Origin of the sequence: Haladaptatus halobius, assembly GCF_020618475.1 — an archaeon.
Classification (GTDB): Archaea; Halobacteriota; Halobacteria; order Halobacteriales; family Haladaptataceae; genus Haladaptatus; species Haladaptatus halobius.
This window is the reverse complement of sequence record NZ_CP085341.1, coordinates 1-25,533: the sequence shown is the minus strand read 5'-3', so window position 1 is coordinate 25,533 and position 25,533 is coordinate 1. Positions and strand designations below refer to the sequence as shown.

Genomic DNA, 25,533 nt, shown 5'->3' with positions numbered 1-25,533 from the left:
ATCGATGACCACTTGCTTAGTCACGATTAGTCATATACCACAAATGGCCTTTGGAAACAACACGCCGGAAGATGACCCATCACCACGCACACATACGTCGCAGACGACACCACTGAGTGTGACTATTGTCCACCAGATTGCCAAGACGGATGAGTGTGATCCCGCTGAACTTCCCCCGCTCTATAAGGCAATTGATCCCGATGCACTCGATGCACTCTACGCCCATGGTTCACTGGCTGTCCAGTTTGAGTATGCCGGCCACAATATCAAAATCACACCCGATGAAATAATCTCTGTTGAGAGCGATGACTAACGACTACACCCTGTGCTGTACCGGCTGTGAGTGGCAAGCAAGTACGAGAACCGGAATTCCGCGTGACGAGGTCACCAACCAAGCAATCGCGCATTACAGGGAAACGGGGCATGCAGTGGCGCGACCAGCTGAACAAGTCGTAAGTTGCCTTCCACTTGGGTTCTGATGATAGGAGTGGTTAGCGCGACTGCAATGTGAGTTCGAGATCAAATACAAGTGTATCTCCGAGTGCATCCTGAACAACGGCCGGGTAGCACAATTCAAAACAAAAACAGGTGCGCGGAAGACGTGTTTGGACGACGCTCACCAGTCGTTCCGCGATCTCATCAACATTAACCATCTCAAACCACCATAGCCGACCGTAATTTGACGATGAAATCCTGGCGACAGACGCATGCCCACCGTCGTGGATACTCAGGCAAGTTGCTCTTGGACACGATGCACTAGCTCTTCGATATCTGTCTTCTGTAAGTCCTCGGTTGCTAAGCGGAGGCGGAGCCGCGGGCGTCCAACCTCGATCGGCACTTTTTCTGTCTCAACGAGCCCGCGATCTTCGAGCATGGTTTTCACCCGGGAAAAGGTTGCCTTACTTGCAACACCGGTATCTTCGCCCCACTTACCGATATCATAGAAGAGCACCTCATTCTTCGCCGCCGCTAAAAGACTGATCTCTACTTCATCTAACTCATCACCGGTTCCACGGACTGACTCGACTGAGTCGAGCAGCGCGACAAAATCGTCCTTCGTCTCTGTGCCGATGTCTTCCTCGAGGGTATCGAGCACCTGTGAGTATGGTGGCGTCCGAAGCGTGAATGGCTCTGCAGTCTCCCACTCGTTCAGAAACGTTTCATGCATAGGTTCAACAACCTCTGATTCATCTGATGCTACCCCCCGGATCTCGCCGTCGATCGAGATGAATGCAATTATCTGTTCTGACGTAACAAGCAACGAGTTGTGTGAGATCTCGGGTGCTGTACGCAGTGCAAGCGTGTCATCGGCAATGAGATCTGCTGCGTGGCTCGCGATGATGAAATCTTCAACCACGGTCTTCAGGATTGACTCGGCGGCTAAAACCCGTACTTCAGGGAGGTCAGTATCATATTCAGTTGCAGCGATGATGAGTGCTTCTAAAACGTTTTCAGATGGATTCACAACGACGAGTGGGGCTGTCGTTTCAGTGAAGATCGTCTGGAGGTGTTCACGAATGTCGCTTTCGAGTGTGGTCGCTGACGTCGCCATAGTCACCTAGAGTGGATATTTTTACTTAGTTTCGAAGTGCTTTCTAAAGAGAAATGGATTGCTTAATCGCTGCTGTAACTAGTGATGAACCCCTCCTTAGTATCGCGATTCCAAGTCTGGAAAATCCCTCTACAAATATAGATAGTTGTTACCAATACTCGTAGAGATCAACAACGGTTCTTAGAGTTCGTTAAGACAATCCGAGAGAGGACGGAAATTACTCGACAGAGAAGATAGTGAACATTACTCCTCCCGACATATATGCCGCTCCTACGGAGAAGTAGTCCCTCCGAAACACTGTAGACGTAAGTATCGTCATTGCCAGACTGCTCTGGGATTCCATCGAAACAACACAATACTTAGGGTGCATCAGTAGATAAATAATAAAGCGTGTCGTATAGTATCGAAAGGGGTTGGTCACCATCGCAGCCAACCAGCACATGCTCTCTGTCTAGATCCACTTATGACGCGTGAACCCACCTCCTCTCCCGCACTGCCGCTTGACACTGCCTTTGAATTGCTCACCAATGCGTATCGCCGCCATATTCTCTACTATTTCCACGACGGAGAGACGAAGATAGCAACACTTGATGATCTCTGCAAGCATCTCCAGAACACGCTTGATGAAGATTCCTCAGAACACCAGATCCACCTCCGGTTACACCATCAACATCTCCCGAAACTCGTGGATCACAATGTGCTTGAGTATGACGTTCGAAGTGAGACGGTTCGCTATCGAGGTGAATCACGGCTTGAAGCGCTGCTCGTCATCGCTCGACGTCTCGAAACCACTGTGTAGTAGCTCTGTTGATGATGTGTCAGAACCGTGTTTTGTAGTGGCCAGTAGAAGATGGATACCAGTTGAACGATTATGTAACTAATAGACAGGCATGCTCATCAAGCGTGATATCGTAGACTGCTCTCGGCGACCATCGTGAAACGGCCATTTTTACCACTGGCTTTTTGTAGTATAATACCGTTTAGGTGCCTGTATGGCTGATTTGATTGTCAAAGTCGCAGTGAAAGAACAGCTCGACGATAAGAATGTCGCGAGTGACTTCTACGATGCACTCGACGATGAAGTTTCGACGGTTCTTGAAAACGCCGCTCGACGTGCCGAGGAAAACGACCGCAAAACCGTCCAACCACGCGATTTGTAACGATTCGAGACTTTTTCTGGAGCGCCGGTCACCCTCAGGAACATGCTTGAGAGCAAGGCACAGCACGGAGCAACAGACACGTATACGTTCCCTATTACATGGGATTATTCTCATACGAACCATCGTGTGTGCTGGTCAGGCAGAGAACTACCTATGGGGCACGACTCATATGCTATGCTTCGGGTTCCTCAACGGCGAACACGATTTCGACGGGTGTGACGTGCTTGCCGCTGAATTGCTTCAACACTTCGTCTTCAACGTTTGTGATGCGGCCATCAATACTGAATGAAATCATCTCGTCTGTTGTCGAGACACCAATGTCTGTCAGTTCTAACTGTGCACCGTCTTGCAACCGAAGTGCGATGTCCATATCTGACTGACGGAGAGCATGAGTCGTAGCTGTTCCGATTCTGTCGTCTTACTAGCGACAAAATTCTAAAATACACTAACGAACACTCCGTGCGAAACAAGCTCACTGAGAGACCAAACTCAGCTGTGCCGACGGTGGACACGGTATTACAGCGTCGTCCCAAGCAGGGAAACCCGTTATTCACTGTCGGGCTTTTTCCATGGCAAAGACATTCTTCATCATGGTGTTCTTCTTTCAACTGACCAAATCACATACTCTCCATGGCGTAATAGCCGAAAAAACCCGATCAACAATGCCGATCATCTTCTGGTGAGTTGGAAAGGAACGTCGTACACTCATCGGTCGACCGTTGGTGAAGTTCGAGTCCATCAAACGAACACTCGATATAGAACGAAATGGCCTGCCGTGGTGATGGGCATTCGAGAAGCACCGTCCACTGATCAGGATCGGCTCGCCCGAAGAGTAGTTCTATCTCATTGTTTTGTAGCTCCGCGACAAGGCGTGCAATCGCAGTCAGTGCGTCTGTCTCCCACTGAAGAACGTATTGAATCCGGTCTAGACAGACCTGCTGTCGAGTTATGTGCCTCACGACCGAACTCGAGTTACACTGCGTGAATAGTCGCTCCCGGTCAGCACCATATGCCCAGACGTGCGGCAGTAAGTCGCCAGTAGTCAATTGGAGGATAGGAAATTCGATCCATGAGTCCTCTCGAAGAGCAAAGACTTGACTGGCGGGGACCTCGGATGCAGGGATGACTGCGGCAAAGAGCGTTGGCATTTGATCCACCTCCCTTCCGTATATCAATGAACATGATGTTGAATTATAGTGGCTATGTCCGGTTACAAGGGGTCAAAATTTCAGTCGAGCGAGAACCACCGCGTCGTATATCCCGTGTTGCGAAGCCGCCATCGTTGTTCAGGACCGGACGTCCCAATGCGGAGTTCGATCACAGCATCAAAGTCTGCTTCAAGCTCGCGGATCGACGGCGCATTTCGATCACTTGGGAGCAGATAATAGCCGACTGCACTCACAGCGCTCACAGTTTGCTGGAGTGGCTGTAAAAACGTGGCGACGTCAATGTCAACATCATCAAGGATCGGGCGAAGCGAATCCATGTAGAGCCGGAGATCAGCTACATCATAATCAGCTGTGTCATACTCGTATCGTGCGAGTGACTGAATCAGTGCCCTGCGAAGGTCGAACAGTTCGCCCGTAATTTGAGTGATCTGGGTGTTTTGTGTCTGTTGCTCTGCTAGAGACTCATGTACCCCCGCCGCTCTTACTGGTATTTGATAATCGAGAATCTCACTAGTACCTAGGATGGGTTGTGCTGGCGTTGCAGACTGTTGGAGCGCCACTGGCGAACGGTCAAGTAACGCAAATAGATCGTGTTGGATTTGCTTGGACTCCCCACCGAGGAATGAGCGTGCAGTGGTGAAGACATCATCAGGGACATCTCCAACCACAAGGACATTCCCACCATCTCGTTTCAGTTGGGCTAGCTCTGACTGTAGTGTGATTGTCCCGTCGCTTGAAACTGTGACAACATACCCCTGGAACGCGAATGAAACATAGCCACCAGTCCGCGGCGTTCCGTCGACTTTTGGGCGGAACAAGTTGGTGAGTGCATCCGGATTGATGCGATCCGATAGTTGTTCTCGCAATGCATGTGGTTCAGTCCCGACTTCATCGGCAATCGCGAGGATAACTGTCGTCCCTACGTCCTCGGCTGGGGCATACTCATGAGCGACCCCATCTGTGCCAGATAATGCTTCACAAGAGAATACAGTAGATGAGGCGGCGTCTGTACCGATCTCAAGAATGACGGGTTGGTTTGTGATACGAATCTCACCCGTTTGCCGCACGCGAACAGCGTGGTCACACCATGAAAATACAATCTCAGTGGGTGATTGTCCTGACTGTTGTGTATCCGCCGAGAGAGGATGAAAGATGTTGTTGAGTGCGTCTGGGTCGATGACATCGTAGAGGGGTGGGATTTCATGCAAATCTTTCTCAACAACAGTTGCCATCGCCTCACTCACCTGCATACTCAGCGTCTCATGGCCGTTTTCGTCGACAGAGACCTGATAGCAGTGGTCGAGGTGAAAGAGGTTTTGAGGCTGGTGCTGCTCACTGGTCATTGGTGTATCCTTTTCGCCTTCGAGGCGTAAAAACTCCGTTGGCACGTGTGTCCCCATACAACGTAGTGAGTAGAGAAACGATCGCAGTAGCTGTTTTGAACAATTATTCCGAAGAAAGCACTATAAAATCAGGTAAGAGCAGAACATGTGGTGTTTTGACCATCTGGTTAGAGAGACTAAGACGATAGCACGACTGTGGATATCTACTGGTGTGGATTTCGGCTGGACGATACTCGTGGGCACCCAGTGGTGGTGTTCCAGTGAGATTCGTCACACTGAAGGGAGACAAAATGACACTTTGTAATCACACCACGCACGACATCCCGGTCGACGCACTGTTGAAAGTACTCGCTGACCCATGTCGTCGCACAGTGTTCTCATATCTTCGAACGAAGGATACGGATAGTGCTACACTCGACGAATTGGCTGGCTACGTTCAGAACAACGTGGAGGCGATCACCTCACACCACCAGGCTCAGATTGGCCTGGTACATCAGCATCTCCCAGCTCTCGCCGATCACCGACTCATCGAATACGACACACGGAGTCAGACAATTCGGTATCGGGGGAGTACGGCGAGTGAAGCTCTACTCAAGGTGACCGCCTAGGGTGAGTGAGACAAACTATCTCGAGAGTTTACCGCTTGTCCCTCTCTTTCACCCGGTGCATCAAACGTCACTCCCTCGTGAAAATATCACTCGTTTACACGTTTGTCAACCAGTGGTTCTGTATGCTCGAGGACGGCCCACCCTCTGCCGACGAAGATGTGGCACGACTCCGTCTTGCGCTCTACCATACCGACCTCTTTACCCTAGTGGACCACGGCTTTCTCACCTGGGATCATGACGTGAATCTCGTGAAAAGGTACACTGGAAAAGTGAGATGAAGTGTCGTCTCGGCCGGCTCCATCTCCTTTTCAGTGTCGTGTTGCCGTAATTTTGTTCTTTTATTCGATACTCTCGCTTGAGTTCTATAATCACGATCCAAAAGTCATCTTATGTTCTTTGTACAGTATGCCAGTGAACAACGCAAATGGTACCAACCCTAGTACCGTGAACGCTAATGCTACCATAAGAAGCGGTGAAAGCCGAACATTCAACAGCAGATAGGCAAACACCGCCCCACCCATAGTGAGAAATAGTGCGATACTCGACAGTGCCAGTACTAAGCTCGCCTGCTGGTAACGCCAAGCTAAATTCTTCGACCGACGAAGCATCTTTATCAGCACCGCGATCGGTGGAATCCCGAGCGCGATATTCGTATTCATAGTTCTATATCGACGTTCGCTGACGTTCGACGTGAGAGGGTGACCGTCTGGATGACGTTGCACTACGAATTACCCTCGCATTTGACCACTTTGCGGATAATCGTCGCATTTAACCGACGGTCTCCTCGTCGATCAATCGTAGACACTTCTCCGCCCATATGTAGTGGTCATGCAGTTGCGTGTTTGCTCGTTCAGTCAGCCGGTAAACGTTTGTTCTCCCATCCAGCGGAAGCTTCCGGATGAAACCTGAATCGACGAGCTCACCGAGATTTTGGTAGAGACGTCCATGGTTGACGGCCTCTCCGTACTCTGACTCAAGTTCATGCATGATGTCTTTCCCCGACGGGTTTGTCCCTGAGAGGAGCGCTACAGTGAGCAGTAGATCTCGTTGGAATCCTGTCATGCCTGAAAGCGGATTTGGCTGGATCTGTGTGTCATGTTTTTCTACATTCGTTTTCATCGTTCTCACTGGCGGCTATCGTGCCGCCGAGGACTACACACGGGGGTTGAACCCGCTAATCGGCCTGATTACCGAATGCAGTCAAGTTGAAATGATGGGTAAGTCACAGCTTACAGTAGACGAACAGCAGCCCAAAGACACTTACCGCCATCATGAGGAAGGATTTATGTAAGCGAAAATATCGGATTTTATTCAAGATACGCCATTAGGAAACAGCTTGGGTTATACACGGCTTCCGTGTATTTTAGACCGTGAAACTAGCCGTGAACCTGAATGTTTACTAGGTCTCCCTGCGTCTCGAATCCAGGAGTGATACTACTCAGCAACGAGGCGATGACTCTCGTAAGCGTTCAATCGAACCACCAAGAAGTAACTCATCGGCTAGGACGTCATCCACGCGAACTGCGCGTCGTCCGAGACAGGCTTCGTTAGTGTGGTTCGACGCTCACCGACAAAAATCCAGCAAAAAGTCTAGAATTCTATATTGAAGTCGATCTCCGTCGCTCAGTCGTGTCAGCCCGGCATCGTTCCACTTTCCGTCGGTGATCGAAGACGAGACAACCCTCACCAACGTTCGCGAGTGGTTTTTACTGGAGAGATATCGGTGAGTTCTCATCGGTAGTTTACTGGTAGCTGTTTTTCTCGGCTTGATTATGCTTGAATTGATCAATCTGAATTGGCCGAGAAACTTGGCGTATCACACCAAGCGCTTCCGAACGGCTTCGCCGGGGGACGAAGGGGATTCTCAAGGAAGTCATTCTAGATATCTCTGGCAATGAGGACACAGGTCGTAACCTCTAGCGGAGGGTGGATGAGTTCGACTGCACGCCTGGGTAACGTCGACGCAATAATCAAACGCCTAGCCTAGGAACGACGAATACTCTTACGTAAGCTATATCGGCTCACAGAATACCAACAGTTGATAAAATATTAAAAAGACAAGTTAAAAACATCCAAATCATATGAGTTAGTTTACAACCCTTGATTAGTCTTCACCCAATATTCTTGCAAGAGAACGGATTCTCCATCATTTTCGAAACGCGTGAGGTTGTGGCCCTAATGTATTTGAGAAAGGATAAGGTAGATGCTGTAGTATGCAAACTCGAGCGATCACCTATCAACGGAATCTTCTCATCAACCTGATCACGACAGCTGAGACTGAGGATGTGTTGACGCCCTCCGAGACAGAGCAATTTCACAAACAAATTACTGATGTGGATTCAACAGAAGATGTTGATGAATTGTGGATAGAATTGGAGCAACACTACGGGCTCCTCGATGAGGATGTCTGGTCAACCGAAGGAAAACACTCCTCTGAACGTCCCCGTCAGTAGATAGCATCCATTGCCATCAGACTCAGTGTGAGACATAATTGAGGCCAACGACGCCGACCACGATCAATGTGAGGAATCCAATCCGTATCACGGTGGCCGGTTCATCAAATAAAAGTATTCCAAGCGTGGCGGCGCCAACTGCCCCGATGCCAGTCCAGACCGCATAAGCAGTGCCGATGGGAAGCGATTGAACAGCCTTTGCCAGCAAGAGCATGCTAATGGCGAGGAAAATGAGAGTCATGACACTCGGCCAGAGTTTGGTGAATCCCTGTGAGTATTCAAGGCCGATCGCCCAACCGATCTCAAAGAGACCGGCGAGCACCAGAATAAGCCATGCTGAGACCATTACAGAAGAGCAGCTGGTCACCGATATAAACACTGGCGAAAACGCATCAGTAGTCACGTGCGTTCTAGTCCGATTGCTTGTCCAACTCGCTTCTCACAATGGCACTGTGTTCACTCGTGCTTTCGTGCTCGTGGCTTCGGGAGTGGCTGCGCCTCCGCCAAGTACGTGGTATTTTAGAACCATGCAAGTACCCAACGGTAGGCGAGAATAACCGATGTTTCGGTCTGAATGCTGTTCGACCGCTCTCTTCTCGGCTTCAACGAATGTGATTATATCTCACGAATCCTTTTTATCTGGCTGACGAGTACACTAGTATAGATTGAGGCTGACTCACTAGTCAGCCACAGGTGAACTATTATATGGCAAAAATCAGCAAAAATTTTCGTCCGATTGAGGAATCATTTTCTGAACGTATTGAGATTGTAACGGAGGGCATCGCTGAGTGAGTATTCGGACTCGACTACATGGCCTTTTCAAATCGCCTGAAGAACTCGATCTCACGTCGGGAAGTATCGCGAAGCCCCTGCTGTATCTTTCGTTCCCGATCGTCATCACAAATCTCTTCCAAACGGCATACAATCTGGCAGATACATTCTGGCTCGGGCAATACAGTACGTCCGCACTCGCCGCGATCAGCTTCGCGTTCCCGATGGTCTTCTTGCTCATCGCGCTCGCACTTGGCCTCTCGGTGGCAGGCAGCGTGCTCGTCGCTCAACACATCGGCGCTGGCCAAGAACAGCAAGCTGAGTACGCAGCATCTCAGACAATGACCTTCTCGGTTATCGTCTCGCTGCTCCTCGGCGGGGCTGGCTACCTGCTCGTCGATGAATTCCTTTCACTTTTAGGTGCCTCTGAAACTGTTGCTCCGCTCGCGACGGCGTACATGCGAGTCTTCTCCCTTGGATTAGTCGCTGTCTTTGGATTTGCCGTGTTCATCGCGCTGATGCGCGGCTATGGCGATACAGTGACGCCAATGTTTGTCATGTTTGGCTCTGTTGTGCTCAACATCATACTTGATCCATTCCTCATCTTCGGGTTTGAACAGAACCCCGTATTCGGATACCTTGGCCTCCAAGGTTTAGAGACGCACTTGTTCGCACTCACTGGCTATACTGGGTCTGGTATCAAGGGAGCTGCCATCGCGACCGTGTTCTCTCGCGTACTAGCGCTTGGTATTGGCCTCGTCATTATGTTCCAGGGAACACGTGGTGTCCAGATTCACCTCAACCAGATGGTGCCAGACTTCACCTATGCCAGGCAGCTCGTCGATATTGGGCTTCCTGCGTCGGTGGAGGGAACCAGTCGCGCACTCTCGGTTAATCTCATGTTGGTGGTGATCGCTACGTTCCCCGAGACGGTGGTCGCTGCCTATGGGATTGGAACGCGCGTGTTTTCGGTTATCTTCCTACCGGCAATCGCGTTTTCACAGGGGATTGAGACGATGACTGGCCAGAACATTGGGGCCGGTAAAATTGACCGTGCTGAGCAGGCAAATCACTACGGTGCAAAGGTAATGCTAGTGACGCTCACTGCGTTCGGTCTGCTTGTACTGTTTGCAGCCGAACCCATCGTCGCTGTGTTCACGACGAATCCTACGGTCGTTGATATCGGCGCAACGTTTATGCGCTATACAGCATTGACGTTTGGGTTTATTGGTGTGATGCGCGCATATAGTGGCGGATTCCGTGGCGCTGGAAAGACACTTCTTGCGGCTGTTGTTGCTATTCTCACTCTAGGACTGATCCGGTTTCCAATCGCGTGGGTTGGTGCAGATGTGGTTGGATCACCTGGTATTTGGCTTGCCTTTGCTACCTCAAACGTGATCGGTGGGATCATTGCCTACCTCTGGTTCCGTCGCGGAACCTGGCGGAACACCGATCTCACAAAAGGACATCCAGTCAGGAACCAATTAGAGATCCCTGGAGACGATTAAGAGTTCCCGAGTAATTGTTCGCATAATAAGAAACGTAGCCCCAGTGTTCAGCTAATCACCGTTCTTCATCTAAATACCCACTAATTCTGGGCTAGAGGCCATTAGGATCCCTATGAGCTGGAATCAGCATAATCGCCGAAGCACTTCGTCTCGTAGCTCTCCAACGACGAGCCCAGTTACTCGGGCTGGACAACTTCGCGACAGCCGGGGCACTCTGCAAAGACAGTACTGACGGTCTTCGCCTCGTATTCAATGCGGAGACTACTGGTGGGAATCGTCGCTCGACAGAACGGACACGTTCCCAAAATTGAATCACAGTTTGCCACTGGCTGTCACCCTACAGTACAGCTACTCAGTCGGCACAGAAAAAGCATGTGAATGGCAGACCAAGTGTAGCCGGTTGGGTCGATTGTGTATTCGTATAGAAACATGCAATCGATCGCGATCGGGCCGAAACTCCTTGGGCACTCAGAAATCACTCGCTTCAGATTTCATCCGACGATCCAAATCACTGTATTGCACGAAAATGATAATTAACGTGGAATAAAAACCGGACGGCACAAGGATAGTACCTTCATTCGGCGATAAGCGGAAGTGGAAATGGTCACCATGTCGCCCTCAGCGAAGCATATTTCATCCGTTCGCACCACTCACCGTCTCCAAACTGGGAATTCCCCGATGACTCCCCCTGATTTTGACTGAAGATATCGAGATGGAAGGCTAGCAGTCGGTCAAAAGTTAGTAGATTGTACTATGGAGCGGTTATTAGTCAGAATCGAAGAGGATAATAACGACTCACAGGCATTCTTCGAGAAGTTCGGATGCAAGAATTCCTCAATTGCATACTATTCAAAAAGAGAAAATGAACTCGTATGAGAATGACACTTCGGCGACTTCGCACATCTATGTGTCGGACGCTTCACCCATGAGAATGTCTAACCGATAGGATTTCAACAGAGCCAGGTGAAGGGAGTTAGTTCACCCTACGAGATTGTTGACGGTGAGGACAATGAAGAATACGAGTACGACCTCGTTGACGATCCACGAGTGCGTATTCATCCAGTCACGGGCTTTCGGAAGGAAGGCCTCCGCTCGCTTACCGACATCGTCAGAACCATTTCTCGTACCACCGTCTCCTCTACAACCGCAAAACAAGGTATACTGTGCAGTAGAAGAGTATTGCTTACAGTGGTTCGTGTTAGGGAAATTCGCATCCCCTTTGGTTGGTGACTATTCTAGAGGGTGTTCACTGACGGGGATACCTAGGTCGCCGCTGACGACGATGTCATTAGACTCGATTGCTGTTTCGAGGCAAACTCCCGCGTCTGCTTCAGCAATTTTCCGTGACGCTTGTGCTCCGCGAAGACGATAGCACCTTTCGACAGTGATAGTCACGCTCTGAGGCGATGGGATCGTGAAAATCAAAGTGGTCTCTCAAACCACAGATAGGTGGTGGCGTCACTCCGCCTCTTTGCCCAAAATCCATCACTTGAGACGTGTTGCCAACGGTTGCTCAATCTACACATAAGTATAATCATTTACTGGCGGTTAATGAGCCTGCATATTCAGCCCAGTAGAGAGGTTCCCTATCCATACGTTAACACGTGTCTAGAGTGAACAAGACAGAGACAACCACCTGATGCCAGTGCTGCGCTGAAACCACCCCAGACGGAGAAACCACAAACCTATGGGAGCAAAGAGATCCGCTGACAGTCAGCTCGTAGAACGATGTGATAACTATGCTGCGATGACGCCACACCAAGTGATGATCAAGCTCATCACTGAGAGCGAGGAGAGCCAAAATGCAGCATTTTCGCGGGAACCCTATCGGATTACAGAGTGCCAGCAGTGTGCGGCCACAAGCAAACAGCGGATGAATGATATGTAACATAGGTGTTGACCCATGGCAAAGACCACTTCACAAAGAGGGATGGAGTCACGAATCGTTGATAATCGGTGTCAGAACTGCGGGAGCTTCATCACTCGAGATTTCGCACGGGTCTTCGGCGATAATCAAAACACTGTCCAGGGCTGCTTAAATTGTATGAGCGCAACTGATGTCAAAGCTGGCATGGCCAGCGACCCACAACGTGAGTAGACGATAATTGCCGTTCTACGCTTTCATGTAACTCATGACCAATATTTTTGTCCGGTAAATTTCCCAGAGGGTAGATAAACGAGTTGATGTACCTCGAAGAGGCTGTTTAAGAGTGCCTGCTTCCAGAAGAGGGATTAGACTAGCGAGCGAATAGACATTTATGCTACCGCTTTTGGAACAGCAGCAACTCCCGGCCGGCTGGACACAAACCTCGGTACGAGGGGGTGAAATGGGAGTCCGAAATGAGACTCATCATTTGATACTGCAAACAGAGCAAATACGCTCTTCAAATCAACGTGATGTTGCTACAAGCCGAAACCAACGGAGAGAAATATTCGGGAGTCTCCTGTTTTCCCTCTCTCTTACCCGTTCCTCACACGTTACGTCTCCGTGAAAATATCCCTCGTTTACACGTTTGGGGAACTAATGGTTCTACGTGTTCGACGATGACCCACCCTCTGCTGACGAAGAGGTAGCACGACTCCGGCTTGCACTCTGCCATACCGACCTCTCTACCTTGGTGGAACACGGCTTTCTCACCTGGGATCACGACGAGAATTTCGTGAAGAAAGGCCCCCGATTCGACGCCATCACTCCAGTGTCGGATCTCCCGGATGATCACGGTGGCGAACTCCCCGACGAATACCTGTAGCACGACGCCAACTGGTTGCTCAATCAACGCTCTGTTGGCAGCGCGCTCCGGCAGGCCGAAAACTACGTCGGCCCCGATGAGCGGGAGGGTCACCTGTCCGAAACGTAGCCGCATCTCGAACGACTATTTGACTTTGCGGTTGAGACACTCTCGTCAGAGTGAGTTATACCCGTCCTTGGCGCCATCACTAATGGAGAGACGCTCTGTAGTCTGCAAGTGGATTCTCATTGGTTAATATAATATACTAACGCGCTGGGTCGACTCAAGAGTCTTCTCGAACTTGCCCATCGAGACGTTGCGCCGATGACTGTCCTGTTTCGAGCATGGGGCACGAACACCGGCTATCCGAGAAGATCGTTGAGGATCATGCCGACGAACAGGAGGATGACGACTTCACTGACAACCCACGAGTTCGCGTTCATCCACTCCCGAACCCTCGGGAGGACGGCTTCGGCCCGCTTGCCGAAGCCGAGGAGGACGAGCGACGGGAGGGACAAAAAGAACACGGTGAGGGCGATAAACCCGAGCGAGTCGGTCCACGGCAGACCGTTCGCAGCGAGGTAGGATCCAACGGCGACCGAGGTGAGGATGTCGGACGGGAAGAACCCAAGCAGGAGGAAGCCGAGTCTGAACGCGAATCGTGGGTTCGCGGTCGTCAACGTCCCCATCCATTTCGGCGGTTCCGATTCCTTGCGCGTCAGGTAGGTGTGTACCATAGCGACGAGCAGAATGACCAGGACGATGACCGAGAGCGTGGTGTTCGAACCGCGCTGGCGGTTCGCGCCGATGCCGAGGAAGTACGCAAGCGAGACGAGGAGGGTGATGGAGAGCGCCGCGCCGAAGATGAACGCAGCGGAATTCCGTCGCCAATTCTCGCTTGTGGCGAGGAAGATGGCACTGAGAAATTGCGGCCCCGCAATCATGACGAACGCCAGCGGAAGGACTCGGAGGAAACTCATCGTCCTCGGACCCCAGAATATCGCATCGCTACTCGACGCTGTCGTTCGCAGCCGAATCCCCGCTCGACGTGGAACTTTGGGCCAGTCATGTCGCTGCTACCGAAACACGACGAAACGCAAATAACTGAGTCATGCCGTTCAGGATACATAGGTTATCTAACATCATAGCCATTATGGTCGGTTGTCCTTCGGAAACAGAATGTAGAATAGCCGTGGACGGCACAGTTAACGGTGTCGGAGAATTTCATTGACCAAGAGACAGCCACCGCCGAACTCGACGCGTTGGTCGACCACGTTAACGAGGAAGTCGACGATGTTACCGCATGGTAAGCGGAAGTAGAACACCCCGGGAGGGACACGGAAAATATGCGTGGCGGCTACCTTATATCTCTCTTTGAAGGCATTCACCGCAATGCTCGTCGACGTCACATGGAGACTCTGTACTGAGATATAGAATGTCTGCGAATACGTTCTTGTGAACATGCTCATCACCGCTCGGAAGTCTGATCCCGCGAGCTGGCCGTTCCCTCAAGTACGTCCGACCCCGCCGCCCCTCGCGGAATCGGCTCCGGTACTGCCTCACGGCGGACACTTTCGATGTAGAGGGCACTGTTAATCAGTCCGATGTGGCTGAAGGCTTGTGGCGTATTCCCGAGGTGCATTCCTGTCGACGGATCGATCTCTTCGGAGAGGAGCCCGAGCGGGTTCGTAAACGAGAGGACGTTCTCGAAGATGGAAACGGCCTCCTCGGTTCGTCCTGAGAGCGCAAGCGCGTCAATAAGCCAGAACGAACACAGCAGAAACGCGCCTTCGTCGCCCGCCACCCCGTCACGGCCTTCGTACCGCTGTACCAGCCCGTTGTCAGTGACGAGTCGCTGCATCGTTGTCTCGATCGTTCCCTGGACTCGTTCGTCTTCAAACGGCAGAAAGCCAGTGAGTGGAATGAGAAGCCCGGTTGCGTCGAGCTTGGACTGCTCGTCGAACGAGCGAATAAAACTCCCCATCGACTCGTTGTATCCTCGCTTGAGAACCGCGCGCTTGATCGCAGATCGCTCTTCTCGCCACCGATCGACTGGCCCGTCGAAGCGAGTCGTCTCGGTGATCTCGATAGCTCGATCGAGGGCAACCCAGCACATGACCTTCGAATAGACGAAGTGCTGCGGATCAGATCGTACTTCCCAGATACCAGAATCCGGCTCGTCCCAGATACGACAGACGTACTCGACGAGTGTTCGAATAGCACACCAGTCCGACGGCCGGAGCATCTCTCCACGTCGTGACGTCTCATACACGGCCTCGACGATTTCGCCGTACATATCCAGTTGGCGTTGTTCCTTCGCCGCGTTCCCAGTTCGAACGGGAGTCGAACCACGATAGCCGGAAAGATGATCGAGGACCTCCTCGTCGGGGACTGGTTCCCCTCGTAACCCATACATTGGCTGGAGCGTTTCCGGATCGTACTCGTCACACAATTCGATAAACCAATCCAAGTACGCCCTCGCTTCCTGTTTGTGGCCTGTCTTGTATAATGCCTGTGTGGTGAACGCGCTATCACGAAGCCAGTTGTACCGATAGTCCCAGTTACGGACGCCCCCTATTTCTTCCGGAAGTGAGGTTGTGGGTGCCGCGCAGATCGCTTGAGTCTCGTTACTTATGAGTAGTTTGAGCACAAGACTCGAGCGAATAACGTACTCGCGCCACGGTCCCTCAAGTAAGGCTCGCTGAAACACGGTTTCATTCTCGAGGTGGGCCCAGTCACGCCAGTACTCAATGGTCTCGTCGAGCACATCCTGGTGGGAGATGCCATCAGTTGGGTCAGTCGATCCGTACTCGAGGACGAACCACCGATCTTCGCCCGCATCAATTGACAGGGATGCCGTTGCAACGTTCCTCTTGAGTGAAACCGAGGGCATACTCGAGAGAACGAGCTGATCGGGGTGATCGACGATGACTGCCGTGCCTTCATGTTTGACGTCCGGCATGGCTCGCGCATAGTCGATTACAGGCGAACATTCGACCGTTAGGTCGACGGTTCCAGCCTCTCCAGAAATTCGCCGGTAAATCGCCCGCGGTGGCGTATTCGTATTATATGAATGATCGACTACCGGCATGAAATCAGTGAGCGAGACACGGCCGACGTCGGTTTCGAATGTGGTTTTCAGCACGTTCGTATCTTCGAGATAGACATGTTTTGAGCTGAATTCAGTAGCGGGTTGAATACACCAGGATCCGCCGTCGTCCCAGTCGAGAATTTTGGTAAACACGCTCGACGAATCGACAGCCGGGAAGCAACACCAATCGATACTTCCCTCTCGGGATACATGCGCACATGTCTCTAAATTGCCAATGATGCCATACGCTTCGAGAGGCGGCTGGCTCTGACTTTCATGGTCAATACTGTGAGTAGATGTCATTAGAGTGCAAGCCGGAGTGACGAAGTCGCATGTTGGACTTGGGTCATGTGGTTGCTGCTCGGTTACCGCTGGAGCATCAAATGAGATCCCACGTCGGTATCCGTCAACTCTCATAATAAAAGTTTGCCCTTTCTCTCAGAAGGTCATGTTCAGTTAAGGACGATAGTGATGAGTACGATCTTGCTTTCCCCTCATGGTACTGTTAACTTAGCAAAAAATCGGCAGGCTGCAGCGGGGTGATCCAATCCACTGCCTGATGTTGGATGATTGGGACGACCGCTCACACAATTGAAATCGACTGCGTGAGCGGATCGCCAGTGTCAAAGCCCGCTTAGTAGAACCGATTGAGACGAACAGAGAGCAGATTTATCCGGCTGCCCTGTGACGGTTTCAATCTAAGTTAACAGTGCCCCCTTCTACACTTCTCCACAATTTGATAAGCGGAAGTGTAACCACCCCGGGAAGGGCACTCGAAAATATGCGTGAGGGTTACTCGTCTCATCGAGGTGATTGGGCGCCGCTGCCCATCTGATTACATCTATCTGTACAGACGTTGTGACTACGTCTTTGCCAAGACAGGTACACATCATCCTAATCAACCACGTGTTACCACAACTTGCTAAGCACAGGATACTTGAATACAGTCATTGAAGTCGGATTGTATTCGAGATGGACATGGGGTCGCTATCGCTCTCGATAGGGTTCCCCCAGAATTATACAGAGAGCTTAACCGCTTCGGCTTAATCTATATAACTGAGCTAATGATACGCCCGACTCGTCGGCAACAACGCGACACTGAGACGGAACGCACTGCCGAGAAACAAGAGGGCGTCCAGAGCTGTCCTGAGTGCAAATTGGATACTCTTATCACAAGTGCAGACGGGAGTGAGACTCTCTGTGAGAGATGTGGCTTGATTGTTGAGGAAGAGACTGTCGACCATGGGCCTGAGTGGCGCGCCTTCAATCATCAAGAACGCCAACAGAAATCTCGCGTGGGCGCGCCAACCACACAGACGATACACGACAAGGGGCTAACCACGACCATCGACTGGAAGGACAAAGATGCCTCTGGTCGCTCGCTCTCGTCAAAAAAGCGCAGTCAGATGCATCGACTACGCAAGTGGCAAGGGCGCATCCGGACAAAGGACGCGAGTGAACGCAACCTCCAGTTCGCACTCAGTGAGATCGACCGGATGTCAAGCGCACTCGGTATCCCGCGCTCAGTTCGCGAAGTTGCCTGTGTGATATACCGTCGTGCACTGGATGAAGACATGATTCGAGGCCGATCGATTGAGGGAATTGCAACATCTTGTTTGTATGCGGCGTGTCGCAGCGAGAATATTCCCCGCAGTCTTGGGGAGGTTTCGGATGTGTCGCGGGTGGAACGGAAAGAAATCGGTCGATCATACATCTATCTTGGACGAGAGCTTGGTCTCGAGATACAACCGGTTGATCCAAAACAATATGTCCCTCGGTTTTGCTCAGAACTCGGAAGCAGTGACGCAGTTGAAGCAAAAACGAACGAAATCCTCGACATCTCGATAGCCAAAGGCCTACTCTCAGGAAAATCACCCACTGGCTACGCTGCTGCCGCGATTTATGCAGCCTCACTGCTGTGTAATGAACAACAAACACAGGATGAGATTGCCGCGGTTGCGCAGGTAACTGAAGTCACCATCCGCAATCGCTATTAAGAACGGATCGATGCGATGGATCTCGACTAACGCATATATTTCACCCAGTATTCCACGGCCTGTCGTCCACCTCTCTCCGTCGTGATTTTTCCTAACTTAACAGAACTGATCACTCCTTTTCTCAACTGGATTAAACATGCCCTCCACCTGTGATCAAGGTGGTTTAAATCCCCCTCTCTTATGGCTTGCTGTGTAGCGCACTGTATCCCGCCCTGAAAGACGGGATTTAAACGCCTATAATTTAGTTCAGCCTTCCGCGGCTGGGCAGCTGCTCTGATAGCAATCGCGGTACTACGATTCAGTTGCCTCATTGTGAAACAGAAAGGATAGCTCTTGAACTAATATTTTCTTACAAGAATATTTTAACAACAAATAATTACCATTCGTATGGAGTTCACCAGACTGTATCTTATAATTCCCGAAGAACCGAAGTTGACTTATCATTCTCCGAGAGAAAGACATTGAGTGTGTCGTCGTCGGTTGTGTTCTCAACTGCAGCTATGTGTTTGTAGACGGCATTGCGGAGGACGTGATGCGGACACATGCAGGCCATTAGCTCGTCGGTCACGTCGTCGATCGACACAACGTACTGGTGGTCTGCAAGCTTCTCATGGTTTTCATTGGTGACGTCGATTACTCCAGGGGCATCGACGTTGACGATGAATTGTTCCCACTGGACGTGTCTCTATGCCGTCTCGGCAATCACATCGACCCATACCGTTTTCGTTGGCATCGACTTTTGGAATTGTTCATGGAGAAGAACATAGAATAGCAAGAACCGTGGAATAGCGGTACTACGCGTCGTGAGGATAGCCCGAGAGCTAATCTGTCTAAAGAGAAAATAGTGTGTATGGTTACGATTGAGGTAGCACTGCCCGACCGTATTGAGAATGATATCAATCGTCTTGTCGAACAGGATGATTTCTTGAATCGAGAACAAGCGATCGAAAAACTTCTATCACTCGGTGTGTCAGCTCAGAAAACAGATGATGAATCCGACGAGGAGCTGGCTGACGATTTATTTACGCAGGCTGTCGACGACCAGCAGGATCCGGCTGACCAAGACAATGATTCACTCTAATCCTAATGAGGCTGGCGGATAAGTTAGCGATAGGGTGACGAATTTGGTCTGGGATACTTGTCCATTCCAATAAGAGCCCAATCGGTAACGTCAGTCCCAACTGACGATCGGATATTCGAACAGAACGAAAGCAAAGTTGCCTATAACAACCACTAGAACCAATGGATGGTTGATCACTTACTCGCATCTAGTACATCGCTGCTAATCATCCGGTGAATCAGCCAACAGTTTATTCTGGCTTGTGAATCTAAACAAGCCTATGAGTGACGATCGACCATCAATCGAGGAACGATCACAAGGCGGTGAACTTGGTGACTTTGATGAGATCCTCGAGGCTCAAGACTATCCAGTGACATTAGACGAGTTGGTTGCAGCGTATGGCAATTATGAGGTCGAATCGTCGGGCGGCACACAATCTGTCGAGGAAGTGCTTAGTTCAGTCGACAATAAAACATACGACTCCATAGACGAAGTCCAAAACGACATACTAAATCAGTTAAACCGAGAAGAATAGCAGACCAGTTTCGCAGTACGTTTGTTTTGATATAGTATCTGTAGTTGGATGGCTATCGTCTGATACGGTGCTCACCGTGATCGCTTGCTAGTTGAGTCGATCGTATGTGTCTGTTGACGGAAATATAATAGAGAGTGAATAAGAGTCAGTTCGGCAATGTTTTGAGAGATCATAGATGACCAGTCTCGTTGAAACACTAGGAGATCTACAGTTCGGCGAGCAGATCGAGGTATTGCTTGACGATGGGTCGACCATTAGGGGAGAAGCGAGTCTCATCGACTATGATCCCGAAAAACGGTTGCGTATTGAAATCGAGAACGCAGATGAAGACTCACGGGTTCGATACGACATATCTGCCGAGCTTGAGAACAACGAGTGGACGACACCACAGGCTCGGCGGTACACTCCTGATCAGGATGACTGGATTGGACTCGGAGAGGTAACCAGCGTCGGTGGCGAGTAGTTATGAACACCAACAAACAAGGCAATAACTAATAAAAAATATAAAATATTACAGTTGAAAATCAAGTTCACTTACCCAGTATAAAAGTGGACACTCGTTTGCGTCAGGTACGGTGTTGGAAATGCTACGTTGCCTAGTCGAGTTCGTCAAAAATGCGTTTGACGGCACTCGTCACTTCCTCAAACTGAGTCATGGTTAGTGAATCAGTGGTGAGATACATTCCATTGGTACCAGCGATCACGCGAACGAGATACCCATTATCGAAATCTCTGAGTGTGAAGTTGTACTCGCCGAGTTCAGACCAGTTATAGGTGCGCTGGAGGTCGAACCCGGCGCGCTCCGTCTTAACGAAATCAAGTTTATCGCCACGTTCGAGATTCTAACGGAGGTACAGATGCTTGGCATCAGTCGGGGCAAAATACGTTATACTTCGCAGTTCATCGCCGATCTGTGTCCGGCACGCTCGCACTACCTCCTCGGTTGTTTCATCGGATAAGGGAGCGCTCATGCGTGAGTGCTAGCCATTCTCGCTGAAAGTAGTTCTGGCGCATGAACTCTTATAGGAAAGGGGAGAACCCATCGATACCCTCCCCACTCTGTAGAGCAGGATTTTTGTCTTGAATTTCCAATAAGAAAGACTACTGCTCTCTTTTTCTTGAAGAGGCAATGATCGAGATCCACCCCTTGCCATAGCCGGAACCGCCTCCTTGATTATCATGTCAGAGTAGGTGAGTATTAACTCATCATTTCTGTCCTCAGATGGTCAATTGCAAATCAGAAGGATAGTTGGTCGTTGAGACTATATTCGCCCATCGCTGGTGGCGTTCGATCACTGTAATATTTCCGTCCAATAGCACGATCGCCAACCATGAGCAACACTGTTTGACGAACCTCTGCCGCTGAGTCATACTGTTCATTTCGTAGAGGTTCAAGGATCTCTTCGACGGTCTCCGTGCCAGCAGCTAAATCAAGCTCATACTCCCGATACGCTTCAAGCAGCTCGTCAGTCGTTATGGGATAGGTCTGATCCTCAAGCTGTGCGCCAAATTCACCAAAGTCAACGCCTAACTCTCGCCATTTCGTCGTCGATGATTCAGGGGTCATTTTTAACTCTCCATCGGGAATAGCGTGCAGAATGATAAACACGCTCTGGCCGATGATAAATCACTGCATCCAGTACTTCGAATTGGTCAGGTCATCCTGGCCCTTTTGCACAGACCGAGTGAAGTATGTGCACAGCTAGCGTGTAACTCTGTTCGAGAATTAGGCACTGTTGACACAGCTAGATTGAGGATGAAGCAGACGGAATTCTTCGAGGTGGCTAGAAAGCATGCTCGGAAAACTCCAGGTGGAAGTATCGGAGTTTTCAGACGTGGACTTTTTGGAAGCACCGAACACGCGCCAGCCTTGCTGATCAGGCTGGCATGCGCTCTCCAACCAAAAACGGTACAGTACCGGCGTCCGTATCAACCAACTGGAGTTCCTCTATCATGTGTAGGGAAACTCAACCTACTTTAGCCGACTAAGTTAACAGTGCCCCAGTCATTGTTAAACCGTATTCGCGACACTTTCAGAATTGTTTTTGGAGTACAGTCAGTGTGAGCCCATCAAATGCTATCCTCCAGCTGTTCGGCCCAAATTAACGGAGAATCTGTCCGCACTCATCACGAAATTGAGCCAGATTACGGTGGACGGCTGAACCAGTGGCAATCGATTTTATTTACTTCGCGGTCGTGGTCATCGGTATGGTTGATCTGCTTTCGGATGAGGAAATACAGACGCGCATTCCAAACGGATGGGAACGCGACGACGATGAGATCGTCCGGACGTACGAATTCGACGATTACCTAAACGGTATCGCGTTCGCCTCCGATGTTGGCGAAGTTGCCGACGAGGAGTTCCACCACCCCGTGATTATCGTTCGATATGAAGAAGTCGAAGTTGGCTTGACGAGCCACGAAGAAGGTGGCATCACCGACAAGGACGTCGAAATGGCCGAACGGTTCGACGATGTGCGCTAATAGATACGACCTGCAATTCATACTGCGTGAGTAGGGTACTCCGACACTGTCTCAGTTTAAATTTCCAAAATATTCATGGCTGTCCATCCCTAACGATTTTTAATACCCGTCGAGACGGGCAATGAGGTGGGAACCGTGAGTGAAAAATCACAGCCAACACAGGAAGACAGTCCATCGGACGAACAGCTTGCGGCACCGGCCAGTCGTGCTCGGGCAAAAGAGGAGTTGCCGGGTCGGTTCGACTCGAAGCTCCGAGACGCGCTCGGAACCACGCCGTTCATCCTCACGAAGTTCGATTCGTTCATGAACTGGGTGCGGGGATCGTCGATGTTCATGCTCCAGTTCGGCATCGCCTGCTGCAGCATCGAGATGATGCACACCTACGCCGTCAAACACGACTTAGACCGCTTCGGGGCGGGAGTGCCGCGCGCCTCGCCGCGACAGGCCGATGTCATCATCGTGCCGGGCACCATCGTCTCGAAGTTCGCGCCCCGGATGAAGCGCGTCTACGACCAGATGCCCGAACCCAAGTTCGTCGTCAGCATGGGATCGTGTACCTGCTCTGGCGGACCGTTCCAAGGAGGGTACAACGTTATCAAAGGAGCAGAGGAGGTCATCCCGTGCGACATCCACGTTCCGGGCTGTCCGCCGCGTCCCGAGGCGCTCATCTACGGCATCGCCAAATTACAGGAACGAATCGCACACGGCGAGGCGAGTCCGGTCGTCGTGAAGCCGTACGAACTGGAGCAGTTCGGCGACCTCGAACGCGACGAACTGGTCGAATCGCTCGCCGACCAGATCGACGAGGACACGCTCGTCATGCGCTACAACTGGGTTGATTCGCCATGAGTTCGCAAGAAGAAGTACCGACTAGGGTTGAGGGTGCCGACGGTGACGCACTCGCCGAGCAGCTCGGCGATCACGTCATCGGACGGGACGACCACTCGAACACGCGCGGGTTCGTGATTCGCCCGGACGAGGTGCAGGACGTGCTCACCATCCTCCGCGACGAGGCCGGGTTCGACCACCTCTCGTGTCTGACGGCCCAACAGTACGATGACCGATACGAGAGCATCTACCACCTAAAGAAGTTCGACGACCCCCGGCAGGAGGTGAGTGTCGTCGTGCCGACTTCCACGGAAAATCCGGTGAGCCAGACAGCCGAACCCGTCTACCGCACCGCGGAGTGGCATGAACGCGAAGCGTACGACCTCGTCGGCATCGAGTACGAGGGACATCCCGATATGCGTCGGATTCTGTTGCCCGAGACGTGGCAGGGCCACCCGCTTTCGCTGGATTACGACCAAGACCGACCACAGATAGTGACGCTGGAAGAGCACCAGAATCCGCTTCAGGAAGACCACGTCACGGAGAACGCCGATACCATCCTCCTCAACATCGGCCCGCATCATCCTGCCACGCACGGCGTTCTTCACTTGGCGACCGTGCTCGACGGTGAGCAAGTCCTCGACGTGCGACCCGACGTCGGCTATCTTCATCGCTGCGAGGAGCAGATGGCCCAGTCGGGCAAATATCGGCACGAGATAATGCCGTACCCCGACCGCTGGGACTACACCGCGAACATGACCAACGAGTGGGCGTACGCGCGAGCCATCGAAGATCTCGCGGACATCAACGTTCCCGACTACGCGAAGGTGCTTCGGACGCTCGGGGTCGAACTCTCGCGAATGGCGGGCCACTTCCTCGCCCTCGGCACGTTCGCACTGGACGTATACGGCGACTTCACCGCCATCTTCCAGTACGCGTTCCGCGACCGCGAAAAGGCCCAGAACATTCTGGAGGATTTGACAGGCCAGCGCATGATGTTCAACTACTTCCGCCTCGGCGGGGTCATCTGGGACGTTCCCGTGCCTCGGCAGGAGTTCTTCGACAAGACTCGGGACTTCGTCGACGAACTGCCGCGGGCGCTCGAAGAGTATCACAACCTTCTCACGAACAACGAGATATTCCAGCTTCGGTGCGTCGACACCGGCGTCCTCGAACCTGATGTCGCGAAGCAGTACGGCGTGACGGGACCGGTCGCTCGCGGATCGGGCGTCGATTACGACCTGCGCCGCGACGACCCCTATGGCTACTACGACCAACTTGACTGGGAGGTCGTCACCGAAGATGGCGGTGACAACTACTCTCGCGTACTGGTTCGGCTTCGGGAAGTGGAGCAGTCAGCCAGAATCGTCGAACAATGCGTCGAACTGCTCGAAGAGTGGCCGGAAGACGACCGCCAGCTCCAGTCGAACGTCCCCCGAACGCTCAAACCGCCGATGGACGCCGAAACGTATCGCGCCGTCGAAGCCGCGAAGGGCGAGCTCGGCGTCTACATCCGCTCGGACAACACGCCGAAACCGGCACGCTTCAAGATTCGCAGCCCGTGTTTCCACAACCTCTCCGCGCTTCCGGAGATGTCGGAGGGCGAGTTGGTGCCGGATCTCATCGCGTCGCTCGGGAGTCTCGATATCGTGCTCGGGAGTGTCGACCGATGATTGGGATACTGAAATCGATGACGACGCTGAAACACGCGCTGGACGGGGCGACGTTCACGGTGGAGTATCCGGACGTCGCACCCGAGGTCAGCCCGCACTTCCGCGGCATCCACGAGTTCAGCCAGAAGTGGTGAACCTGCGTAGGTACTAACGTCAATACCTGTTTACGAGCAAAGCAAATGACTTAGCATGATGAGTGAATCTGGATCAATTGGCTCTGGTGAATCACTAGGCGGCGTCGGAGTAAGTCGCTAAATCAAAGGGATTGAGGTTGAAGACGACATCGTTCTGGACGCCAACGTTTCCAGCGGCGCTGACGCGGTAAACTCGGACGACTTAACGGGAGTCCCAGTCACACTCTCCGGGGAGTCCGCTTGTTCAACTTCAAGGATAGTCATATCCCGATTCGTGTACGCCACGTCGGCGTAGTCAGACTCGTTCACCCGCTGAAGTAACGCGTTCCACTCCATAAGGCTTAGCGTTTCACGCGCAATCCAGCTCCGCGAGCGTTCCCGGGTGAGATACACATACTCCGGCGACATGTTGGTTCTCACGAGTGTCCGCTCAACACA

28 protein-coding genes and 3 pseudogenes are annotated in these 25,533 nt (G+C 51.6%); 18 read left to right on the top strand and 13 right to left on the bottom strand.

Features of this window, described 5'->3' with window-relative positions:
* Window positions 1-4 precede the first annotated feature (4 nt).
* Window positions 5-313: a HalOD1 output domain-containing protein gene (locus LIW51_RS36010; protein WP_227380687.1), complete on the top strand. Its 309-nt coding sequence runs from the start codon at window positions 5-7 to the stop codon at window positions 311-313.
* A 414-nt stretch (window positions 314-727) separates the two neighbouring features.
* Here the strand turns inward: LIW51_RS36010 and tbsP are convergent, their stop codons facing one another.
* The gene (gene tbsP / locus LIW51_RS36005; RefSeq protein ID WP_227380686.1) at window positions 728-1,552 is read right to left on the bottom strand and encodes a transcriptional regulator TbsP; all 825 of its coding nucleotides are present in this window, start codon (window positions 1,550-1,552) and stop codon (window positions 728-730) included.
* Window positions 1,553-2,015: 463 nt separating this feature from the next.
* On the opposite strand from tbsP, the gene LIW51_RS36000 reads away from it, so the two are divergent.
* Together LIW51_RS36000 and LIW51_RS35995 are read left to right on the top strand one after the other, a co-directional pair.
* Complete coding sequence (locus tag LIW51_RS36000) at window positions 2,016-2,351, top strand: DUF7344 domain-containing protein (protein ID WP_227380685.1); 336 nt, start codon at window positions 2,016-2,018, stop codon at window positions 2,349-2,351.
* A gap of 193 nt (window positions 2,352-2,544) precedes the next feature.
* Window positions 2,545-2,712: a DUF1931 domain-containing protein gene (locus LIW51_RS35995; RefSeq protein WP_227380684.1), complete on the top strand. Its 168-nt coding sequence runs from the start codon at window positions 2,545-2,547 to the stop codon at window positions 2,710-2,712.
* Window positions 2,713-2,884: 172 nt separating this feature from the next.
* Here LIW51_RS35995 and LIW51_RS35990 read toward each other — a convergent pair whose 3' ends face one another.
* Window positions 2,885-3,082: a hypothetical protein gene (locus LIW51_RS35990; RefSeq protein WP_227380683.1), complete on the bottom strand. Its 198-nt coding sequence runs from the start codon at window positions 3,080-3,082 to the stop codon at window positions 2,885-2,887.
* An 858-nt stretch (window positions 3,083-3,940) separates the two neighbouring features.
* Window positions 3,941-5,269, bottom strand: a complete 1,329-nt coding sequence (locus LIW51_RS35985; protein WP_227380682.1) for a DUF7504 family protein — start codon at window positions 5,267-5,269, stop codon at window positions 3,941-3,943.
* Between the two features lie 245 nt (window positions 5,270-5,514).
* Between LIW51_RS35985 and LIW51_RS35980 the strand changes: the two genes are divergently transcribed.
* Together LIW51_RS35980 and LIW51_RS35975 are read left to right on the top strand one after the other, a co-directional pair.
* The gene (locus LIW51_RS35980) at window positions 5,515-5,832 is read left to right on the top strand and encodes a DUF7344 domain-containing protein (RefSeq protein WP_227380681.1); all 318 of its coding nucleotides are present in this window, start codon (window positions 5,515-5,517) and stop codon (window positions 5,830-5,832) included.
* Between the two features lie 122 nt (window positions 5,833-5,954).
* Window positions 5,955-6,110, top strand: a complete 156-nt coding sequence (locus tag LIW51_RS35975; protein ID WP_227380680.1) for a hypothetical protein — start codon at window positions 5,955-5,957, stop codon at window positions 6,108-6,110.
* 90 nt (window positions 6,111-6,200) lie between these two features.
* Here LIW51_RS35975 and LIW51_RS35970 read toward each other — a convergent pair whose 3' ends face one another.
* Window positions 6,201-6,491: a hypothetical protein gene (locus tag LIW51_RS35970; protein WP_227380679.1), complete on the bottom strand. Its 291-nt coding sequence runs from the start codon at window positions 6,489-6,491 to the stop codon at window positions 6,201-6,203.
* Between the two features lie 109 nt (window positions 6,492-6,600).
* Window positions 6,601-6,894 carry a helix-turn-helix transcriptional regulator gene (locus LIW51_RS35965; protein ID WP_227380678.1) on the bottom strand — a complete coding sequence of 98 codons (294 nt, stop codon included), beginning with the start codon at window positions 6,892-6,894 and terminating at the stop codon, window positions 6,601-6,603.
* A 1,151-nt stretch (window positions 6,895-8,045) separates the two neighbouring features.
* Between LIW51_RS35965 and LIW51_RS35960 the strand changes: the two genes are divergently transcribed.
* Window positions 8,046-8,285: a hypothetical protein gene (locus LIW51_RS35960; RefSeq protein WP_227380677.1), complete on the top strand. Its 240-nt coding sequence runs from the start codon at window positions 8,046-8,048 to the stop codon at window positions 8,283-8,285.
* A 22-nt stretch (window positions 8,286-8,307) separates the two neighbouring features.
* Here the strand turns inward: LIW51_RS35960 and sugE are convergent, their stop codons facing one another.
* Complete coding sequence (sugE, locus tag LIW51_RS35955) at window positions 8,308-8,631, bottom strand: quaternary ammonium compound efflux SMR transporter SugE (protein ID WP_227380676.1); 324 nt, start codon at window positions 8,629-8,631, stop codon at window positions 8,308-8,310.
* Between the two features lie 442 nt (window positions 8,632-9,073).
* Here sugE and LIW51_RS35950 point away from each other — a divergent pair, with 442 nt between their 5' ends.
* Entirely contained in the window at window positions 9,074-10,564 is a 1,491-nt protein-coding gene (locus LIW51_RS35950; RefSeq protein ID WP_227380675.1) for an MATE family efflux transporter, read from the top strand.
* A gap of 176 nt (window positions 10,565-10,740) precedes the next feature.
* Here LIW51_RS35950 and LIW51_RS40315 read toward each other — a convergent pair whose 3' ends face one another.
* Both LIW51_RS40315 and LIW51_RS40310 read right to left on the bottom strand, forming a co-directional pair.
* On the bottom strand, window positions 10,741-10,890 hold the full coding sequence (locus tag LIW51_RS40315; protein ID WP_438267512.1) for a DUF7837 family putative zinc-binding protein: 150 nt from the start codon (window positions 10,888-10,890) through the stop codon (window positions 10,741-10,743).
* A gap of 652 nt (window positions 10,891-11,542) precedes the next feature.
* Window positions 11,543-11,668, bottom strand: a pseudogene (locus LIW51_RS40310) (GAP family protein); the annotation flags it as partial.
* Window positions 11,669-12,251: 583 nt separating this feature from the next.
* On the opposite strand from LIW51_RS40310, the gene LIW51_RS40305 reads away from it, so the two are divergent.
* The 3 genes from LIW51_RS40305 to LIW51_RS35940 all read left to right on the top strand — a co-directional run bounded on the left by LIW51_RS40305 (window position 12,252) and on the right by LIW51_RS35940 (window position 13,314).
* Window positions 12,252-12,452: a DUF7835 family putative zinc beta-ribbon protein gene (locus LIW51_RS40305; RefSeq protein ID WP_438267511.1), complete on the top strand. Its 201-nt coding sequence runs from the start codon at window positions 12,252-12,254 to the stop codon at window positions 12,450-12,452.
* A gap of 15 nt (window positions 12,453-12,467) precedes the next feature.
* Window positions 12,468-12,662: a DUF7563 family protein gene (locus tag LIW51_RS40300; RefSeq protein WP_438267510.1), complete on the top strand. Its 195-nt coding sequence runs from the start codon at window positions 12,468-12,470 to the stop codon at window positions 12,660-12,662.
* Between the two features lie 436 nt (window positions 12,663-13,098).
* A complete protein-coding gene (locus tag LIW51_RS35940) occupies window positions 13,099-13,314 on the top strand; it encodes a hypothetical protein (protein ID WP_227380674.1) in 216 nt (71 codons plus the stop codon).
* 341 nt (window positions 13,315-13,655) lie between these two features.
* Here the strand turns inward: LIW51_RS35940 and LIW51_RS35935 are convergent, their stop codons facing one another.
* Window positions 13,656-14,273 (bottom strand): GAP family protein, encoded by a 618-nt coding sequence (locus LIW51_RS35935; protein WP_227380673.1) that lies wholly within the window; start codon window positions 14,271-14,273, stop codon window positions 13,656-13,658.
* A gap of 488 nt (window positions 14,274-14,761) precedes the next feature.
* On the bottom strand, window positions 14,762-16,687 hold the full coding sequence (locus tag LIW51_RS35930; protein WP_227380672.1) for a glycoside hydrolase family 15 protein: 1,926 nt from the start codon (window positions 16,685-16,687) through the stop codon (window positions 14,762-14,764).
* Between the two features lie 761 nt (window positions 16,688-17,448).
* Here LIW51_RS35930 and LIW51_RS35925 point away from each other — a divergent pair.
* Window positions 17,449-18,381, top strand: a complete 933-nt coding sequence (locus LIW51_RS35925) for a transcription initiation factor IIB (RefSeq protein ID WP_227380671.1) — start codon at window positions 17,449-17,451, stop codon at window positions 18,379-18,381.
* Between the two features lie 409 nt (window positions 18,382-18,790).
* On the opposite strand, the gene LIW51_RS35920 is transcribed toward LIW51_RS35925, so the two are convergent.
* The gene (locus LIW51_RS35920; RefSeq protein ID WP_227380670.1) at window positions 18,791-18,964 is read right to left on the bottom strand and encodes a hypothetical protein; all 174 of its coding nucleotides are present in this window, start codon (window positions 18,962-18,964) and stop codon (window positions 18,791-18,793) included.
* Between the two features lie 267 nt (window positions 18,965-19,231).
* Here LIW51_RS35920 and LIW51_RS35915 point away from each other — a divergent pair, with 267 nt between their 5' ends.
* The 3 genes from LIW51_RS35915 to LIW51_RS35905 all read left to right on the top strand — a co-directional run bounded on the left by LIW51_RS35915 (window position 19,232) and on the right by LIW51_RS35905 (window position 20,439).
* Window positions 19,232-19,462 (top strand): DUF7120 family protein, encoded by a 231-nt coding sequence (locus tag LIW51_RS35915; protein ID WP_227380669.1) that lies wholly within the window; start codon window positions 19,232-19,234, stop codon window positions 19,460-19,462.
* A 259-nt stretch (window positions 19,463-19,721) separates the two neighbouring features.
* Window positions 19,722-19,976, top strand: coding sequence for a DUF5789 family protein (locus LIW51_RS35910; RefSeq protein WP_227380668.1), 255 nt, complete (start codon window positions 19,722-19,724; stop codon window positions 19,974-19,976).
* Between the two features lie 175 nt (window positions 19,977-20,151).
* Entirely contained in the window at window positions 20,152-20,439 is a 288-nt protein-coding gene (locus tag LIW51_RS35905; RefSeq protein WP_227380667.1) for a hypothetical protein, read from the top strand.
* Window positions 20,440-20,572: 133 nt separating this feature from the next.
* Here the strand turns inward: LIW51_RS35905 and LIW51_RS40295 are convergent.
* Window positions 20,573-20,947: pseudogene (locus tag LIW51_RS40295) on the bottom strand (DUF7522 family protein).
* A 266-nt stretch (window positions 20,948-21,213) separates the two neighbouring features.
* Window positions 21,214-21,543: a DUF5789 family protein gene (locus LIW51_RS35895; RefSeq protein WP_227380666.1), complete on the bottom strand. Its 330-nt coding sequence runs from the start codon at window positions 21,541-21,543 to the stop codon at window positions 21,214-21,216.
* A gap of 641 nt (window positions 21,544-22,184) precedes the next feature.
* On the opposite strand from LIW51_RS35895, the gene LIW51_RS35890 reads away from it, so the two are divergent.
* From LIW51_RS35890 to LIW51_RS35875, 4 genes and pseudogenes are all read left to right on the top strand, one after another.
* A complete protein-coding gene (locus tag LIW51_RS35890; RefSeq protein ID WP_227380803.1) occupies window positions 22,185-22,460 on the top strand; it encodes a 4a-hydroxytetrahydrobiopterin dehydratase in 276 nt (91 codons plus the stop codon).
* 225 nt (window positions 22,461-22,685) lie between these two features.
* The gene (locus LIW51_RS35885; RefSeq protein WP_227380816.1) at window positions 22,686-23,309 is read left to right on the top strand and encodes an NADH-quinone oxidoreductase subunit B; all 624 of its coding nucleotides are present in this window, start codon (window positions 22,686-22,688) and stop codon (window positions 23,307-23,309) included.
* Window positions 23,306-24,961, top strand: a complete 1,656-nt coding sequence (locus LIW51_RS35880; protein WP_227380665.1) for an NADH-quinone oxidoreductase subunit D — start codon at window positions 23,306-23,308, stop codon at window positions 24,959-24,961. The genes LIW51_RS35885 and LIW51_RS35880 overlap by 4 nt, the downstream gene beginning before the upstream one ends.
* Window positions 24,958-25,089, top strand: a pseudogene (locus LIW51_RS35875) (NuoI/complex I 23 kDa subunit family protein); the annotation flags it as partial. The gene LIW51_RS35880 and the pseudogene LIW51_RS35875, both read left to right, overlap by 4 nt.
* Between the last annotated feature and the right edge of the window lie 444 nt (window positions 25,090-25,533).